17 protein-coding genes and 1 pseudogene are annotated in these 16362 nt (G+C 66.9%); 15 read left to right on the top strand and 3 right to left on the bottom strand.

What is annotated here, in order from left to right; translation table 11 throughout:
• Window positions 1–5: 5 nt before the first annotated feature.
• The 11 genes and pseudogenes from ruvX to nusB form a co-directional block, all read left to right on the top strand.
• Window positions 6–539, top strand: coding sequence for a Holliday junction resolvase RuvX (gene ruvX, locus VVS03_RS00835; RefSeq protein WP_368533956.1), 534 nt, complete (start codon window positions 6–8; stop codon window positions 537–539).
• Between the two features lie 60 nt (window positions 540–599).
• Complete coding sequence (gene mltG / locus VVS03_RS00830) at window positions 600–1790, top strand: endolytic transglycosylase MltG (RefSeq protein ID WP_368534061.1); 1191 nt, start codon at window positions 600–602, stop codon at window positions 1788–1790.
• Window positions 1791–1826: 36 nt separating this feature from the next.
• Window positions 1827–2675, top strand: coding sequence for a shikimate dehydrogenase (locus tag VVS03_RS00825; RefSeq protein WP_368533957.1), 849 nt, complete (start codon window positions 1827–1829; stop codon window positions 2673–2675).
• A 113-nt stretch (window positions 2676–2788) separates the two neighbouring features.
• Window positions 2789–3271: a prepilin peptidase gene (locus VVS03_RS00820; protein ID WP_368534549.1), complete on the top strand. Its 483-nt coding sequence runs from the start codon at window positions 2789–2791 to the stop codon at window positions 3269–3271.
• Between the two features lie 44 nt (window positions 3272–3315).
• Window positions 3316–4527: a chorismate synthase gene (gene aroC, locus VVS03_RS00815; RefSeq protein ID WP_368533959.1), complete on the top strand. Its 1212-nt coding sequence runs from the start codon at window positions 3316–3318 to the stop codon at window positions 4525–4527.
• Between the two features lie 44 nt (window positions 4528–4571).
• On the top strand, window positions 4572–5108 hold the full coding sequence (locus tag VVS03_RS00810; RefSeq protein WP_368533960.1) for a shikimate kinase: 537 nt from the start codon (window positions 4572–4574) through the stop codon (window positions 5106–5108).
• Between the two features lie 77 nt (window positions 5109–5185).
• Entirely contained in the window at window positions 5186–6256 is a 1071-nt protein-coding gene (aroB, locus tag VVS03_RS00805) for a 3-dehydroquinate synthase (RefSeq protein ID WP_368533961.1), read from the top strand.
• Complete coding sequence (aroQ, locus tag VVS03_RS00800; protein WP_368533962.1) at window positions 6256–6705, top strand: type II 3-dehydroquinate dehydratase; 450 nt, start codon at window positions 6256–6258, stop codon at window positions 6703–6705. The genes aroB and aroQ overlap by 1 nt, the downstream gene beginning before the upstream one ends.
• Window positions 6706–6832: 127 nt before the next feature.
• Window positions 6833–7930, top strand: a complete 1098-nt coding sequence (locus VVS03_RS00795) for a M24 family metallopeptidase (protein WP_368533963.1) — start codon at window positions 6833–6835, stop codon at window positions 7928–7930.
• 115 nt (window positions 7931–8045) lie between these two features.
• On the top strand, window positions 8046–8609 hold the full coding sequence (gene efp, locus VVS03_RS00790) for an elongation factor P (protein WP_070768344.1): 564 nt from the start codon (window positions 8046–8048) through the stop codon (window positions 8607–8609).
• A gap of 73 nt (window positions 8610–8682) precedes the next feature.
• Window positions 8683–9192, top strand: a pseudogene (nusB, locus tag VVS03_RS00785) (transcription antitermination factor NusB); the annotation flags it as partial.
• 260 nt (window positions 9193–9452) lie between these two features.
• On the opposite strand, the gene VVS03_RS00780 reads toward nusB, so the two are convergent.
• From VVS03_RS00780 to VVS03_RS00770, 3 genes are all read right to left on the bottom strand, one after another.
• Entirely contained in the window at window positions 9453–9938 is a 486-nt protein-coding gene (locus tag VVS03_RS00780; protein WP_368521189.1) for a YbjN domain-containing protein, read from the bottom strand.
• Window positions 9931–10422, bottom strand: coding sequence for a YbjN domain-containing protein (locus tag VVS03_RS00775; protein WP_368533964.1), 492 nt, complete (start codon window positions 10420–10422; stop codon window positions 9931–9933). The genes VVS03_RS00780 and VVS03_RS00775 overlap by 8 nt, the downstream gene beginning before the upstream one ends.
• Window positions 10423–10546: 124 nt before the next feature.
• Entirely contained in the window at window positions 10547–11923 is a 1377-nt protein-coding gene (locus tag VVS03_RS00770; RefSeq protein WP_368521187.1) for a TIGR01777 family oxidoreductase, read from the bottom strand.
• A gap of 280 nt (window positions 11924–12203) precedes the next feature.
• Between VVS03_RS00770 and pyrR the strand changes: the two genes are divergently transcribed.
• The 4 genes from pyrR (at window position 12204) to carA (ending at window position 16348) form a co-directional block, all read left to right on the top strand.
• Window positions 12204–12782: a bifunctional pyr operon transcriptional regulator/uracil phosphoribosyltransferase PyrR gene (gene pyrR / locus VVS03_RS00765; RefSeq protein ID WP_368519267.1), complete on the top strand. Its 579-nt coding sequence runs from the start codon at window positions 12204–12206 to the stop codon at window positions 12780–12782.
• 2 nt (window positions 12783–12784) lie between these two features.
• On the top strand, window positions 12785–13738 hold the full coding sequence (locus tag VVS03_RS00760; protein ID WP_368533966.1) for an aspartate carbamoyltransferase catalytic subunit: 954 nt from the start codon (window positions 12785–12787) through the stop codon (window positions 13736–13738).
• 12 nt (window positions 13739–13750) lie between these two features.
• Window positions 13751–15112 (top strand): dihydroorotase, encoded by a 1362-nt coding sequence (locus VVS03_RS00755; protein ID WP_368533967.1) that lies wholly within the window; start codon window positions 13751–13753, stop codon window positions 15110–15112.
• A 75-nt stretch (window positions 15113–15187) separates the two neighbouring features.
• Window positions 15188–16348 (top strand): glutamine-hydrolyzing carbamoyl-phosphate synthase small subunit, encoded by a 1161-nt coding sequence (gene carA, locus VVS03_RS00750; RefSeq protein ID WP_368533968.1) that lies wholly within the window; start codon window positions 15188–15190, stop codon window positions 16346–16348.
• Window positions 16349–16362 lie beyond the last annotated feature (14 nt).

The raw sequence follows: 16362 nt of genomic DNA, 5'->3' as shown, positions 1-16362 counted from the left end.
GCACTATGGCGAAAGTCACACCGGATACTCCCGGCCAGGACGACCCCGGCCCCGGCCGGCGTCTCGGCGTAGACGTCGGCACCGTCCGAATTGGGGTAGCAGTCAGTGATCGCGACGCGCGCTTGGCTACTCCCGTGGAAACCGTCGCCCGGGTGACCGGCTTCAAGGACCGCGACGGTGCGGACATCGATCGGCTCGTTGAGCTGGCCGAACAGTACCAAGTGGCGGAAGTAGTCGTGGGTCTGCCGCGAGATTTGCAGGCCAACGGCTCCAAGAGTGTGAAGCACGCCAAAGAGATCGCGTTTCGTATCCGTCGCCGTTTGGCGAAGTCTGAAACGATGGTTTCGTTAGCACCTGTCAGATTGGCGGATGAGCGTCTCACCACGGTGGTCGCTACTCAAGCCTTGCGTGCCTCTGGAGTATCTGAGAAAAAGGGCCGTAAAGTGATTGACCAAGCCGCTGCTGTGGAGATTCTCCAAAGCTGGCTGGACGCCCGCGCGCGGGTACTATCCGATAACCAGAATGACGCAAACCAATAAAGCCTTCGAACTCAGGAGACTAATTTAGTGAGCCGCAATGAACAGCGCTTGGCTAGGCGCATGGAACCGAAGTTCGTGAAGCGACGCCAGCGTGGCTTAGCCGTGCTGATCGCCTCCTTCGTGCTGATCATCGGCGCGATCGTCTATATCGGCGGCCAGATCCTGGTGGGCGACAAGGGCGGTTCGCGCACCGATTTCGAAGGGACGGGCAACGGCGTGACGCAGCTTATCCAGGTGCCGGAAGGCTCCTCCATCTCCCAGCTGGGCCCCGACTTGGTAGACAAGGGCGTGGTCAAAAGCGACGAGGCTTTCCAGACTGCGGCGGCCAACAACGTCGACGCCGGTTCCCTGCAGCCCGGGTTCTACCGCCTGCAGGAGGAGATGAGCGCGGAATCCGCCGTGAAGGCGCTGCTCGATCTGAACAACCAGGTGGATCTGCTCGACGTGCAGGGCGGTGCCACTCTCCAAGACGTCTCCGTCATCGGCGGCGACGTGCGCTACGGCATCTACTCCATGATTGAGAAGGTCACCTGCGAGGAAGGCAGCTGCGTCAACAAGGACGAGCTCGAGCGCGTCGCCTCGACCGCGGACCCGAAGCAGCTGGGCGCGCCGGAATGGGCCGTCGAGCCGGTTAAGGCCCGTGGCGACGATCCCAAGCGCCTGGAGGGCCTCATTGCGCCGGGCCGCTACATCCTGGACCCGAACATGAGCGCCGAGGAGATCCTGACCGACCTGGTCTCGCGCTCGGCGGAGCAGTACAACGAGACCGATATTGTGGGCCGGGCCCAGGCCATTGGCGTGAGCCCCTACGAGCTGCTGACGTCTGCCTCCCTGGTCGAGCGCGAGGCGCCGGCCGGTGAGTTCGACAAGGTCGCTCGCGTCATCCTGAACCGCCTGGACGAGCCCATGCGTCTGGAGTTCGACTCCACCGTTAACTACGGCCTGGAGGACGTGGAGCTGGCTACCACCGACGAGGACCGCGAGCGCAAGACGCCGTGGAATACCTACGCCAAGGAAGGTTTGCCGGATACCCCGATCGCCTCGCCGTCGGAGGAAGCCATCCAGGCGATGGAGCACCCGGCCGAGGGCGAGTGGCTCTTCTTCGTCACTGTCGACGATCAGGGCACGACCGTGTTCACCAACAACTTCGACGAGCACCAGGAAAAGGTCCGCGAGGCGCTTGACTCCGGCATCCTGGACCACCAGCGCCAAGGTACCAACCCGGCCGACGCGGACAACGCCGAAAACTAGAACGCTATAAACCTAGAAAGCTAGGAGGCCTCGTACATGCCACGCGCGGCGGTATTGGGTTCGCCCATCGATCACTCGCTCTCCCCGGTGCTGCACAACGCCGGCTACGCGGCCCTCGGCCTGGAGGACTGGGAATACGGCCGGCAGGAGTGCACCGCCGAGCAGCTGCCCCGCCTGGTGCGCGAGGCCGCGGCCGACGTGCGCGGCTTCTCCGTGACCATGCCGGGCAAGTTCGCCGCGGTGGAGGTCGCCGACGAGGTCACCGACCGGGCGCGACTGCTCGGCTCGGCGAATACTCTGGTGCCGCTCGACGGCGGGCGCTGGCGGGCGGACAACACCGACACCGAGGGCGTTGTGGGCGCGCTGCAGCACCTGCTGGGGGACCAGCAGGTCGGCGAGGCCGTGCTGATCGGCGCCGGCGGCACCGCGCGCCCGGCGCTGTGGGCGCTGGCCCAGCGCGGGGTAGAAACCGTCACCGTGCTCAACCGCTCCGACCGCCGGGCCGAACTCGAGCCGCTGGCCCGCGAGCTGGGCCTCGAGCTGCGTACCACGGACTTCCACACCGACCTGGAGCAGCTATCACTGAACACCGGGGTCATCGTCTCCACGGTCCCATCGGCGGCGCTGGAGGACTACCTGCTGGATCTGGCGCACGCGCCGGTGCTCGACGTCATCTACGAGCCCTGGCCGACCCCGCTGACTGTGGCTGCGGCCGCCAATGGCTACGCGACGGTCAACGGGCATATCATGCTGGCACACCAGGCCTTTAGCCAGTTCGAGCAGTTTACCGGCCAGCCCGCGCCGCAGGAAGAGATGATCTCCGCGCTCAACAACGCGCTGGCCGCCCGCCAAAGCTCGGTCATCAACCGCGCCAAGCGCAGCTAGCAGCACGGCGCCCTCCCCGGGCAGCCCCGCGCCAGATCCCCTAAGCTAGGCACCAAGAGCTTCGGGGAGCGGGGGAATAATTCATGGTGCACACTGCGCCTAACGGGCCCGTCGTGGGCGAAACACTACTGGTCAGTGCCGCACAGCTCGCAGGTCTGGCGGCGCTGGCCGCCTGGGCCGCGGCGCTGTGCTGGTGGGACCTGCGCGCCCGGCGCCTGCCCAACTGGCTGACGCTGCCCGCCGGGGCGCTGGCGGTGCTCGCGCTGCTTTTCAACCCCGCCTGGGCCGTGGGGCTGGTCTGGCCGGGCATCTACCTGGCCCAGGCCTTGCTGCCGGGCCCGGCCGGGGGCTTAGGCGGCGGGGATATCAAGCTCGCGCTCCCTCTGGGCGTGGCCTGCGCGGCGCTGGCCGGGGCCGCCGGGGTGCTCGCCGCGATGGTCATCGCCGGGCTGGTGACCCTGGCGGCCGGATTATTATGCAGCGTGCCCGGCCGCCGGCCGGGCACGGCCCGCGGCGGCATTCCCCATGGTCCGGCCATGCTCTTCGCGGCCGCGGCGGTAGCGGTGGGGAGGTGGGCTACTACCCCCATTATGTAGACGGATGCACCACTTCACAGGGCCGGCGTGAAATAATGACAGCCATGCTTCGTTGGACAACTGCGGGAGAATCCCACGGGCAGGCGCTCATCGCGCTGCTTGAGCACCTGCCGGCCGGGGTTCCGATTACTAAGGACGAAATTGCGCAGCAATTATCGCGGAGGAGGCTCGGCTACGGCCGCGGCGCCCGAATGAAGTTCGAGGCCGATGAGCTGACCCTGCTCGCCGGCGTCCGCCACGGCAAGACGCTGGGCAGCCCGATCGCCGTGATGATCGGCAACACCGAGTGGCCGAAGTGGACCACCGTGATGAGCCCGGACCCGCTGGATATGGACGACGCGCAGGTCGCGGAAGCTATGCAGTCGGGCCGCGGGGCGGCGCTGACCCGCCCGCGCCCGGGGCACGCGGATTTTGCTGGCATGGTCAAGTACGACCACGCCGAGGCGCGCCCGATCCTGGAGCGTTCCTCTGCCCGGGAGACCGCCGCCCGCGTGGCCGCGGCCACCTTCGCCCGCAACTTCCTGCGGGAGACCCTCGGCGTGGAGGTCATCTCCCACGTCATCTCCATCGGCGCCTCCGAGCCCTACGAAGGCCCGGCCCCGACGCCCGCGGATCTTAGCGCCATCGATGCCTCCCCGGTGCGTTCCTTCGACAAGGCCGCCGAAGAGAGCATGGTCACCGAGATCGAAACCGCCAAGAAACAGGGCGACACCCTGGGTGGCGTCGTGGAGGTCGTCGTCGACGGCCTGCCCATTGGCCTGGGCTCGCACATCAGCGGCGAGGACCGCCTCGACGCCCAGCTGGCGGCCGCCCTGATGGGCATCCAGGCCATCAAGGGCGTGGAGATCGGCGACGGCTTCGCCGAGGCCCGCCGCCGCGGGTCCGCCGCTCACGACGAGATGGTGCGCACCGACGACGGCGTCGACCGGCTCAGCAACCGCGCGGGCGGCCTCGAAGGTGGCATGACCAACGGGCAGCAGCTGCGGGTTCGGGCGGCCATGAAGCCGATTTCTACCGTGCCGCGCGCGCTGAAGACCGTGGACATGGCCGACGGCTCCGCCGCGACCGCCATCCACCAGCGCTCCGACGTGTGCGCCGTGCCCGCCGCCGGCGTGGTGGCCGAGGCCATGGTGGCACTCGTCGTCGCCCGCGCCGTGCTGGAGAAGTTCGGTGGTGACAGCCTGGCGGAGACCAAGCGCAACATCGCCGCGTACCAGGACTATGTTGCCGAGCGCTTGAGCTTCCCGCAGGATTAGCCTGAAGCATAACGACTAAGAACAGTGGAAAGGCCAGGACTACGATGACCGTACCTCCTCTAGCGACGGGAGCTCCGCGACCGCTGGCGGTGCTGGTGGGGCCGCCCGGCGCCGGTAAATCCACCATCGGGCGCCGGCTCGCCCGGGCCCTGAACGTGGGGCTGGTGGACTCGGATCAGCTGATCGAGGTCGCCCACGGCAAGCCCTGCGGTGAGGTTTTCGCCGAGCTGGGCGAGGAAGCCTTCCGCCGGGAGGAAGAAAAGCACGCGGCCGAGGCCCTGTCGGCCGGCGGCGTGGTCAGCCTCGGCGGGGGAGCCGTGGTCAGCGCGGCGACCCGGGACCTTTTGGAGCGCCACACCGTCATCTGGGTGGAAGTCAGCGCCGAAGAAGGGGTGCGCCGCACCTCCAGCAATAATTCCCGCCCGGTCCTGCAGTCCGCGGATCCGCTCGCGCGCTACCAAGAGCTACTGGACCAGCGCGCAGATTTCTACCGTGAGGTCGCCGACTACCGCGCCCGCACCGACGGGCGCAGCCCGCAGCAGGTCGTCGGGGATATCCTCGGGTTCTTGGAGACCCTCTAGACGCACCCGCCCGGGTCAGACCTCGGCCCGGGCGCGCACCACCACACCACCACCTACTTCTTGTAGAGGAGAAGCTCATGTCCGTCATCCCGGTCAACGGTCCGGCACCGTACCACGTCCACATTGGTCACGGGCTGGCCCCGGCCATCGTGGAGACCATCCGCGAGTCCGGGGCAGCGCAGGTAGCCATCCTCTGCCCGGAGATCTTGAGCGCTTCCGCCCGCCGCCTGGCCGATGCCGCGGAGGCAACCGGCGTGCGCTGCCACGTGTGGCTCCTGCCGGACGCCGAGCGCGCCAAGCAGCTCAGCGTGGTCAGCGAGCTCTGGGACAAGCTCGGCGCGGCCAGCTTCGGCCGGCAGGACCTCATCGTCGGCTTCGGCGGCGGCGCGACCACGGATCTGGCGGGCTTCGTCGCGGCGACCTGGATGCGCGGCATCCGCGTGGTGCAGGTGCCGACGACCCTGCTAGCCATGGTGGACGCCGCCGTCGGCGGCAAGACCGGTATCAACACCGCGGCCGGCAAGAACCTGGTCGGCTCCTTCCACGAGCCGCTGGCCGTCTTCGCGGACATCGAGGTGCTGCGCAGCCTCCCGGAAGCCGAGATGGTGGCCGGCTCGGCGGAAATCATCAAGACCGGCTTCATCCACGACCCGGAGATCATCGAGCTCTACCGCCGCGATCCGGCCGCCTGCCTGGACCCGGACGGCGCCCTGCCGGAGCTCATCGCCCGCTCGGTGGCCGTCAAGGCCCGCGTGGTGGGCGAGGACCTCAAGGAGTCCGGCCTGCGGGAGACCCTGAACTACGGGCACACCTTCGGCCATGCCATCGAGCGCGCGGAGGATTACTCCTGGCGGCACGGTAACGCGGTGGCCGTGGGCATGATGTTCGTAGCGCACCTGGCCGAGGCCCGCGGGCTCATCGACGCCGACGTGGTCGAACTGCACCGCACCATCCTCGAGTCCGTCGGCCTACCGGTGGCCTACCGCGACGGCCAGTGGCCCGAGCTGCACGCGGCCATGCGCCATGATAAGAAGAACCGCGACGGGAAAATCCGCTTCGTGGCCTTGACCGCGGTGGGGGCTACCACCCGCATCGAGGGGCCGAGCGACGAGGACCTGCGCCAAGCTTTTGAGAAGGTGAGCAACTAATGCAGGTAGTCATCATCAACGGGCCCAACCTGAACCGGCTGGGCAAGCGCCAGCCGGACGTCTACGGCACGACCACCCTGGCCGACATCGAGGAGATGATCCGCCAGCGCGGCGACCAGCTGCGCGCCGGCGGCGCGGATATTGAGCTGGACTTTTTCCAGTCGAACCACGAGGGCGAAATCATCGAGCGCGTCCATGCCGCCGCCGACGCCGGGGCCGGTGTCATCATCAACCCCGGGGCCTTTACCCACACCTCCGTGGCTATCCGCGACGCCCTAGCGGAAATCGCCGACGGCGTGGGCTTCGTCGAGGTCCACCTGTCCAACGTGCACGCCCGGGAAGAATTCCGGCATCATTCCTATCTGTCCTGCATCGCCCGCGGCGTCATCGCCGGCCTGGGCCCGGTCGGCTACCTCGCGGCGCTGGAATACCTGACCGCCGAGGCCTAAGGACGCCGCGGCCCGGCCGGTGTGAAAACGGTAACCGTGTCCGCGTACACAGGCTAGAATGGGTGTCCTACGCGGTGGGCCTTTAAGGCCTGCCTTTAGTGCATTGTCCGAGCGGAAAGGAATAACCATGGCCTTGGCAGATACTCGTTTCAGCGACCGGCGCCGCAAGCTAGCGGCGAAGCTAGCCGGGCAGCGCATCGACGCGATTTTGGTCACGGACCTGATTCACGTGCGCTACCTGTCGAATTTCTCCGGCTCGAACGGCGCGCTGCTGTTGCGGAAGGATCTCTCCGCCGCGATTGCCACCGACGGGCGGTACACCACCCAGATTAAGCAGGAAGTGCCGGATATCGAGCCGATTATCGAGCGCGGCGTCGGCACGGCCCTGCTCAAGACCCTGGAAGGCCAGGGTCCGCTGCGGGTCGGCTTTGAGGCCGACACGGTCTCGGTCAACCAGCACGCGGCACTCGAGAAGGCCTGCCCGGAGGACGTGACCCTGGTGCCGATCTCCGGCGTGATTGAGGAGATCCGCCTCTACAAGGATCCGCTCGAGCTGGAACGGCTGGACTCCCTGGCGCAGCTGGCGACCGATGCCTTTGAGGCGATGCTGGCCGCCGGCGAGGTGCGCGCGGGCCGCACCGAGCGTCAGATCGCGGCCGACCTGGAGTACCGGATGCGTGCGGCCGGCGCGGAGCGCACCAGCTTCGACACCATCGTGGCTTCCGGCCCGAACTCCGCGCTGCCGCACCACGGCGCCGACGACCGCGTGCTGGAAGACGGGGACCTGGTCACCATCGACTTCGGCGCCCACCTGCGTGGCTTTAACTCGGATATGACGCGCACCGTCGTCATCGGCCAGCCCGACGACTTCGCCCGGGAAATCTACGACATCGTCAAGCGCTCCCAGGAAGCCGGCGTGGCGGCGGCGACCCCGGGCACCGCACTCGCGGACGTGGACAAGGCCTGCCGCGACGTCATCGAAGAGGCCGGCTACGGCGAGTACTTCGTCCACTCCACCGGCCACGGCGTGGGCCTGCTGGTCCACGAGGCACCCGCTGCAGCCCGCAACGCCAAGGGCACGCTGGCCGCGGGGATGACGCTGACCATCGAGCCCGGCATCTACGTACCCGGCAAGGGCGGCGTGCGGATCGAGGACACGCTTATCATCACCGACGGCGCGCCGACGATCATCACCCGCTCGCCGAAGGAACTGCGTTCCTTCTAGACGGCATTGTTCCTTCCGCACTAAAAAGTGGGCGCCGGTTTTACACGCATTCCGGCAGGGATAGTAGACTGGCAAGACGTAACTTTTAATCCAACAGACTTCGGGAGATTGATTCGTGGCTGATACCACCGCATTCAAGAACGGTCTTGTTCTAAAGATTGACAATAAGCTCCAGCAGATTATTGAGTTCCAGCACGTCAAGCCGGGCAAGGGCCCTGCCTTCGTGCGCACCAAGCTCAAGGACGTTGTCTCGGGCAAGGTCACGGATAAGACGTGGAACGCCGGCGCCAAGGTCGAGACCGCGACGGTGGACCGCCGCGACATGACCTACCTGTACCACGACGGCAGCAACTACGTCGTCATGGACGACAAGGACTTCGAGCAGGTCGAGCTGAGCCCGGACAAGTTCGGCGACGCCGCCAAGTTCCTGCTGGAGAACATGCGCGTGCAGGTCTCCTTCCACGAGGGCGAGCCGCTGTTCGCCGAGCTGCCGATCAACGTTGACCTGAAGGTCGAGCACACCGATCCGGGCCTGCAGGGCGACCGCTCCAATGGCGGCACCAAGCCGGCCACCCTGGAGACCGGCGCGGAGATCCAGGTCCCGCTGTTCATCGAGACCGGCAACGTGCTCAAGGTTGACACCCGGACGGGCGAGTACCTGTCCCGCGTCAGCAACTAGCGTGCAGCAAGAATCAAAGAAGGACCCAGTGACGGAAGAAAATAACGAGCAGCACAGCTCGTCTCCCGAGCGTGTGTCCCGTAACCGTCGCCACGGCGCGCGGTACCGGGCACGGCGGCGTGCCGCCGACATCCTTTACGAGGCAGAAAACCGCGACATCGATCCGGTGGCCATCGTGGAAGAGCGAAAGGGCCTAGCCCTGGAAGGCGAGCACGGCGTTGCGCCGATCGCGGACTACACCGCCGAGATCGTCCAAGGCGTGGCCGAAGAGCTGGACGATATCGATGACGCGATCGCCCGCTACCTCTCCGACGATTGGCGCCTGGACCGGCTGCCTCCCGTCGAGCGCGCCATCCTGCGCGTGTCCACCTGGGAGCTGCTGTTCAACCCGGAGGTGCCGCTGGCTACCGCGGTGACCGAGGGCGTGGAGCTGGCCAGCGAATACTCGCACATCAAGGCCGCCCCGTATATCAACGCCGTCCTCGACGACATCGCGCAGTCCCGCCGCACCGGCAGCCCGATGGCCGCCGAGCAGGACCTAGATGCCGCCGATGCCGACGAAGACGCAACGGGCACCGACGACGTCACCGAAGCTACGGATCCGGCCGCTGCTGAGACCTCTGCCGCTGCGCCGGCCGCACCCGAGCCCGAAGCCGAAGAGGCTGAGGCTGCGGGCAACCCGGAAGGGGAGAAGGACTCGCCGACCGAGTAGCCGCTGAGGCGGCGCGCCGGTCTCCGGCTGCTGGCTGCGAAAACTAAAAAGCTGGCTGCCTTTCCTTTCCACCCGCGCTAATGCGCGAGGTTGGTAGAGGAGGGCAGCCAGCTTTTGTGCTGTCTGGGCTTTTAGTTTTCGCCGCCGGCTTCCTGGGCGGTCTCGGAGCCCATCTTGGCCATTTCCTCGGCGGCGGAGACCATGGCGTTCTGCGCGCCGATGACGCCGTCGACGGCGGCCTGGAGCGCGGCGGTCAGCTGGCCGTCGGTGGCGCCGGCGGCCACCGGCAGGTCGCGCTCGGAACGCACGATGAGCATGTCCTCGTGCTCGGCGATGGCCACGCGGGCGCCGAAGGAGACCGAGTTGATCTGGTTGGCCGCCAGGAAGAGCCCGGCATCAGCCTGCGAGAAGGAGGCGTCGGTAGCCACGTCGCAGCGCACGATGACCACGGAGTCCAGCACCGCGAACATGCACGGCAGGCCGTTGAGGTTGGCCGTGGCGGCGTCGTTGCGGCCCTCGATCTTTTCCAGCTCGATCTCGAAGGTGCGCATCGCGTCGATGACGCGGTCCAGGGTGACCTCCGGCAGGGCGGTGTCGGCGGGATTCTGGTTAGTCATTGTGCTCCTCCCAAGTCACGAGTTCCGGGTACTGCTGTTCCAGCCAGGTAAACGACTGCACGACGGCGTCCAGGGTGGACATCACGAAGGCGCCGATCTGGTTGCGGGACAGGCCCTGGCTGATGTTGAGCTCGCGCACGGCGGAGACGGCCAGGCTGCCCTCGCCGGTCTCAAAGAACCGCAGGGTCGGGGCGAAGTGCTCGGTGTTCCACTGGTTGAGCTGGGCCAGGACCTTCGGGCCCTCGGAGGCCGGCACGTCGCCGCGCCACACCGAATCCAGGATGAGGGTGTTTTCCCGCACCTGCATGGCGATGGCGGCGTTAGAAAAACCGGTCCGCAGGATGTCGATGGTCTCCTCGTCGCTGACCGGCTGGTTTTCCATCCGGTACTGCAGCTTTTCGGCGTCGAAGATCTCCGCGACGCGGGCGAGGGTCACCGGCTCCACTGGGGTGTCCGGGTGCAATTGGGGTTGTTCATCAGTCACTGGGACAAAATCCAAACTTGTAGCTTAAAGGGGGTCGAATATCATTCGTTACCTACCGAGGTCCTCGGCGGGTAACCCGTCCATCCAGCATAACGGAGAGCAATCCGGCGTGGGGCGCGGGCGGCTAGTTCGCGTCTGCGGGCTGCCAGAGGCGCTGGTTGCCCAGCTCGTGGGCGAAGGTGTCCTGGATGGTGTCAAAGCGCATGACGTGCCCGTGCTCTTGCAGCTTGGCCGGGGCCACGCGCTGGTCGGCCAGCGCTAACTCTCGGGCGCCCTCCTTGCCCAGCAGCAGGGCCGGGCCGAGGGCGGGGATGGGGATGACGGCCGGGCGCTTGAGCTGTTCGGCCAGGGCCTGGGTCATTTCCCGGTTGAGGACCGGGGCAGTCGAGGCCGCGTTGACGGGCCCGGACAGGGCGGTGTCGAAGATGGCGCGGGTGTAGATATCGCACAGGTCGTCAAAAGCGACCCAGGAGAACCAGAAGTCGCCGTCGCCGAAGGAGCCGCCCAGGCCGGTGGAAAACAGCGCGCGCAGCAGCGGCAGCAGGCCGCTGGCCCCGGTCAGGGCGATACCCGTGCGGATGTTGACCACGCGCTTGCCGGCCTCACGAGCCTCGGCGGTGGCGGCCTCCCAGTCGCGGACCACCTCGGCCAGGAAACCGTCGCCGCTAGCGGAGTCCTCGGTGAGCACCTCGTCGCCGCGGTCGTTGCCGTAGTAGCCGATGGCTGAGGCGCAGACGAAGGTGTGGGTATCCGGGCTAGCGGCCACCAGCTGGGCCAGCTTGCGAGTGGGCCCCACGCGGGAGTCGCGGATTTCCTGCTTGTGCTTGTCGTTGAAGCGGCCGAAGATGGGCTCGCCGGCCAGGTGGACCAGCACGTCGACGTCGTCGAGCAGGTTGCGCGACGGCGAGTTCGGGTTCCAGGTGCGCTGGCCCTCCTTGGCCTCCGAGCGGACCAGCTGGATAACGCGGTGGCCCAGCGTGGTCAGCTGGGCAGTCAGTGCGCGCCCGACGGAGCCGCGGGAGCCGGTAATTGCCACGGTTAGCGGGCGGGTCTCGGTTGCCAGGACGTCGATGCCCTGATCCCGCAGCTGGTTGATGAAGTTGAAGTCCCCGATTAGCTTGTGCTGCCGGTAGGCGAAAGAGGCCTCCAGCGCGCTATCGGGGATGCGGGTGTCCACCGTGTCTGTAATCAGCGTGCCGTCGGCGTGATCGGCGAAGTGGTGGTCGTGGCGCCACGAGGCCAGCCGCTTGAGTGGGGCGGAGACGCACACGTCGCTGAAGGACACCCCGCGGCGGTACCGGGACAAGTCGTGGCGGGCCACCCACTTGAGCCCGGCGGGCAGGGAAAACACGGTGGTGCCGTCCGCCAGGCTGCGGGCCTGCTCCCGCGGGGCCATGGGGAGGAAGGGCGGGGTCAGGCGGCTCACGGCGCCGGGACGGGTGTGCCAATCCCATACCTGCTCGCGGTCGGCGGGGATGACGTGTTGTGCCTGGAATGTCACGGTGTTGAAGAACTCCTTTAAAAAGTCCGGGTATTCGGTGGAGTGTAACCAACTATTGTCCCAGTTTTTGGCCGGCCGCGCGCTCGGCCCGCCCCCGAGTTCGGGGGAGGATGTGTTTCAGCTACGCGCAGGGGTGCGATCGGGGTACCGAGGCTGCTAAAATTCGCCTTAGCACGAGCGGGGAAGGCGACGCCTCGTACCCGGCTACGTGAATAATTTCATCTGACCCTTATTCGACATCCTTTAAAGACCGCACCGTGAGGCGGGGAAGGAGGTCACGATGAGTGGTTCCGACACCTCCGCGGAGTCCACTGAGCTGCTGAGCTCAGACGACGTCGCGCGTACTGTCGCACGCATCGCGCACCAAATCATTGAAAAGACGGCCCTTGATGAGGCCGACGCGAACCCAGTCGTCCTGCTGGGTATCCCTTCCGGTGGTGTGCCGTTGGCCCACCGGCTGGCAGAAAAGATCGAAGAATTCGCCGGCGTGACCGTGCCGTGCGGCTCCCTGGATATCACCCTCTACCGCGACGATCTGCGTTCCAAACCGCACCGCGCCCTGCAGCCGACCCGGATCCCCGGCGGCGGCATCGACGGCACGACCGTCATCCTGGTCGACGACGTCCTGTTTTCCGGCCGCACCATCCGCGCCGCCCTGGACGCCCTGTCCGATGTGGGGCGCCCCCGCATTATCCAGCTGGCCTGCTTGGTCGACCGCGGGCACCGCGAAGTCCCGATCCGCGCCGACTACGTGGGCAAGAACATCCCCACCTCGCGCGACGAGGACATTGCCGTCTACAGCCGCGACCTTGATGACCGCGACGCGGTCGTGCTGACCCGCGTCAACCGGGAGGATTAGTCATGAAGCACCTACTCGATATTGCCGACGTCAGCGCGACCGACCTGGTGGCGCTTCTGGACGAGGCAGACCGTTTCAAAGAGGTCCTCGAGGGCCGCGAGGTCAAGAAGCTGCCGACCTTGCGCGGACGGACCATCTACACCCTGTTCTACGAGAACTCCACGCGTACCCGCTCGTCGTTCGAGACCGCCGGCAAGTGGATGTCGGCCGACGTCATTAACCTGTCGGCCCCGACGTCCTCGGTGAAGAAAGGCGAGTCCCTGCGCGATACCGGCCTGACCCTGGCCGCCATCGGCGCGGACGCCATCATCATCCGCCACCCGTCCTCGGGCGCGCCGCAGCAGCTGGCCCGCTGGGTGGCCCCGGACGGTAACGGCCCGTCGGTCATCAACGCCGGCGACGGCGCGCACCAGCACCCGACCCAGGCCCTGCTGGATGCGGTGACCATGCGCCAGCGTTTGGGCATTACCGGCGGGAACTTCTCCGGTCTGCGCGTGAAGATCGTGGGCGACTGCCTGCACTCGCGCGTGGTGCGCTCCAACGTGGACCTGCTGACCAAGCTCGGCGCGGAGGTCACCTTGGTCGCCCCGGCCACCCTGCTGCCGAACGGCGTGGAGAACTGGCCGGTGCGCGTGGCCTACGACTTCGACGCCGAGCTGGCCGATGCCGACGTGGTCATGATGCTGCGCGTGCAGGCCGAGCGCATGCACGGCGGCTTCTTCCCGTCGCACCGCGAATACGCGAACCTCTACGGCCTGTCGCCGCAGCGCGCGTCCCAGATGAAAAAGGACGCCATCATCATGCACCCGGGCCCGATGCTCCGCGGCATGGAAATCAACTACCAGGTGGCTGACTACGACAACACCGCCGTCCTGCAGCAGGTCAACAACGGCGTGCACCTGCGTATGGCAGTCTTGTTCACTTTGCTCGCCGGCGGCGAAAGCTCGGCGGAATAGGAGAAAACACTCATGACCAACACTTCTCAATTCCCGGCTACCGGCGCCACCCAGCCGGCGCCGCAGCGCCCGCTGCTCATCACCAACGTTCGCCCCTACGGCGAGGGCGACCCGGTTGACGTCCTGGTCCGCGACGGCGTAATCGCCGAGATCGGCGCGGGCCTGGCCGAGAAGCTGGCTGGCGACGACGCCCAGCAGGCCGAGGTCATCGACGGCGCGGGCAACGTCCTGCTGCCGGGCCTGGTGGACATGCACGTCCACCTGCGCGAGCCGGGCCGCGAGGACACCGAGACCATCGAGACCGGTTCCCAGGCCGCGGCCAAGGGCGGGTTTACCGCCGTGTTCACCATGGCCAATACCAACCCGGTCACGGACCAGCCGGTCATCGCCGAGTCCATCTGGGCCAAGGCCCAGCGCATCGGCACCTGCGACGTGCACCCGGTGGGCTCTATCACCAAGGGGCTCGAGGGCAAGACGCTGACCGAGTTCGGCATGATGGCCCGCAGCGACGCCAAGGTCCGGATGTTCTCCGACGACGGCAAGTGCGTGGTCGACCCGCAGCTGATGCGCCGCGCTCTGGAATACGCCAAGGGCTTGGACGTCCTGTTGGCCCAGCACGCCGAGGAGCCGCGGCTGACCGACGGGGCAGTGGCGCACGAAGGTGAGACCGCCGCGAAGCTGGGCCTGACCGGCTGGCCGCGGGTCGCCGAGGAATCGATCGTGGCCCGCGACGCCCTGCTGGCCCGCGACTACGGCAACCGCGTGCACATCTGCCACGCCTCGACCACCGGCACGGTGGAGCTGCTCAAGTGGGCGAAGTCCCAGGACATCCCCCTGACCGCCGAGGTGACCCCGCACCACCTGCTGCTGACCGACGACAAGCTGCACACCTACGACGGTGTCTTCCGCGTCAACCCGCCGCTGCGCGAGGAGCACGACACGCAGGCGCTGCGCCAAGCGCTGCTGGACGGGGTCATCGACTGCGTGGCCACCGACCACGCGCCGCACGGCGCCGAGGACAAGTGCGTGGAGTTCGAAAACGCCAAGCCGGGCATGCTCGGCCTGGAGTCCTCGCTGGCGATTATCGCCAAGATCTTCGTCGCTTCCGGCCTGGCCGACTGGCGCTTCGTCGCCCGCGTGATGTCTGAGCGCCCGGCGGAGATCACCCGCCTGCCGGGGCAGGGGCGTCCGATCGCGGTGGGCGAGCCCGCCAACCTGGCGCTGGTGGACCCGAACAGCCCGTGGACTTCGGACTCGACGCGGCTGGCCTCCAAGGCGCGGAATAACCCCTATGAGGGGGAGGAATTCAACGCGCAGGTTACCCACACCATCCTGCGTGGCGCGGTGACGTACTCCCGCGGGGCTGACGACTAAAGTCAGTCGTGGAAGAAATACATAAGACCGCATATAATACTTTTCAAGATTCACTAGTCAGCGAAAGGCACATTCATGACTGACTCCGCCCACACCTCCACGCCGGCCATCCTGGTCTTGGCCGACGGCCGTACGTTCCGCGGCTTCGGTTTCGGCGCCACCGGAACCACCCTCGGTGAGGCCGTCTTTACCACCGGCATGACCGGCTACCAGGAGACCATGACGGACCCGTCCTACCACCGCCAGATCGTGGTGACGACGGCCCCGCAGATCGGCAACACCGGCTGGAACGACGAGGACAACGAGTCCCGCGGCAACCGCATCTGGGTGGCCGGCCTGGTCATCCGCGACCTGGCTCACCGCGTGTCCAACTGGCGCGCCGAGCGCAGCCTGCCGGAGGAGATGGAAGCCCAGAACATCATCGGCATCCGCGGCGTCGACACCCGATCCCTGGTTCGCCACCTGCGCAACTACGGCTCCATCGCCGCCGGCATCTTCAGCGGCGAGGCCGCCGAGCGCGACGTTGAGGAGCTGCTCGCCGAGGTCAAGGGCCAAGAGGCCATGGAAGGCGCCGACCTGTCCGGCGAGGTGACCACCGACGCGCCGTATACCATCGAAGCGGAAGGTCAGAAGCGCTACACCGTCGTCGCCTACGACATGGGTATTAAGTCCGCCACCCCGCGCCACTTCGCCCGCCGCGGCATCGAGACCGTCGTCGTGCCCTCGGGCACCCCGCTCAAGGAGATCGAGCAGTACCAGCCGGACGGGGTCTTCATCTCCAACGGGCCGGGCGACCCGGCCACGGCCGACGAGATGGTCGGTATCGTCCGCGACATCCTGTCCGCCGGCTACCCGTTCTTCGGCATCTGCTTCGGCAACCAGCTGCTCGGCCGCGCGCTGGGACTGGGCACCTACAAGATGAAGTTCGGCCACCGCGGCATCAACGTCCCGGTGCAAAACCATCTGACCGGCAAGATCGACATCACCTCCCAGAACCACGGTTTCGCGCTGGAAAACCCGACTGGAAAGCCGGGCGGGGAGTTCGAGTCGGACTTCGGGCCGGCCATCATCACCCACACCTGCCTCAACGACGGCACCGTCGAGGGCGTGGCGCTGAAGAGCGGCAAGGCTTATTCCGTGCAGTACCACCCGGAATCTGCCGCCGGCCCCCACGACACCAACCCGCTGTTTGACCAGTTCATCGAGCTGCTCAGCCAGTGTGCAGACAACAAGTAAAGACCAGGAAGGAT

This window comes from Corynebacterium sp. LK2537, from assembly GCF_040946485.1.
Taxonomy (GTDB): domain Bacteria; phylum Actinomycetota; class Actinomycetes; order Mycobacteriales; family Mycobacteriaceae; genus Corynebacterium.
This window is presented reverse-complemented; position numbering and strand designations above follow the sequence as displayed.

Excerpts from the sequence above, each read along its gene's own strand:
- ruvX (WP_368533956.1), top strand. The coding sequence starts at position 6 with ATGGCGAAAGTCACACCGGATACTCCCGGCCAGGACGACCCCGGCCCC.
- mltG (WP_368534061.1), top strand. The coding sequence starts at position 600 with ATGGAACCGAAGTTCGTGAAGCGACGCCAGCGTGGCTTAGCCGTGCTG.
- VVS03_RS00825 (WP_368533957.1), top strand. The coding sequence starts at position 1,827 with ATGCCACGCGCGGCGGTATTGGGTTCGCCCATCGATCACTCGCTCTCC.
- aroC (WP_368533959.1), top strand. The coding sequence starts at position 3,316 with ATGCTTCGTTGGACAACTGCGGGAGAATCCCACGGGCAGGCGCTCATC.
- VVS03_RS00810 (WP_368533960.1), top strand. The coding sequence starts at position 4,572 with ATGACCGTACCTCCTCTAGCGACGGGAGCTCCGCGACCGCTGGCGGTG.
- aroB (WP_368533961.1), top strand. The coding sequence starts at position 5,186 with ATGTCCGTCATCCCGGTCAACGGTCCGGCACCGTACCACGTCCACATT.
- aroQ (WP_368533962.1), top strand. The coding sequence starts at position 6,256 with ATGCAGGTAGTCATCATCAACGGGCCCAACCTGAACCGGCTGGGCAAG.
- VVS03_RS00795 (WP_368533963.1), top strand. The coding sequence starts at position 6,833 with ATGGCCTTGGCAGATACTCGTTTCAGCGACCGGCGCCGCAAGCTAGCG.
- VVS03_RS00780 (WP_368521189.1), bottom strand. The coding sequence starts at position 9,938 with ATGACTAACCAGAATCCCGCCGACACCGCCCTGCCGGAGGTCACCCTG.
- pyrR (WP_368519267.1), top strand. The coding sequence starts at position 12,204 with ATGAGTGGTTCCGACACCTCCGCGGAGTCCACTGAGCTGCTGAGCTCA.
- VVS03_RS00760 (WP_368533966.1), top strand. The coding sequence starts at position 12,785 with ATGAAGCACCTACTCGATATTGCCGACGTCAGCGCGACCGACCTGGTG.
- VVS03_RS00755 (WP_368533967.1), top strand. The coding sequence starts at position 13,751 with ATGACCAACACTTCTCAATTCCCGGCTACCGGCGCCACCCAGCCGGCG.
- carA (WP_368533968.1), top strand. The coding sequence starts at position 15,188 with ATGACTGACTCCGCCCACACCTCCACGCCGGCCATCCTGGTCTTGGCC.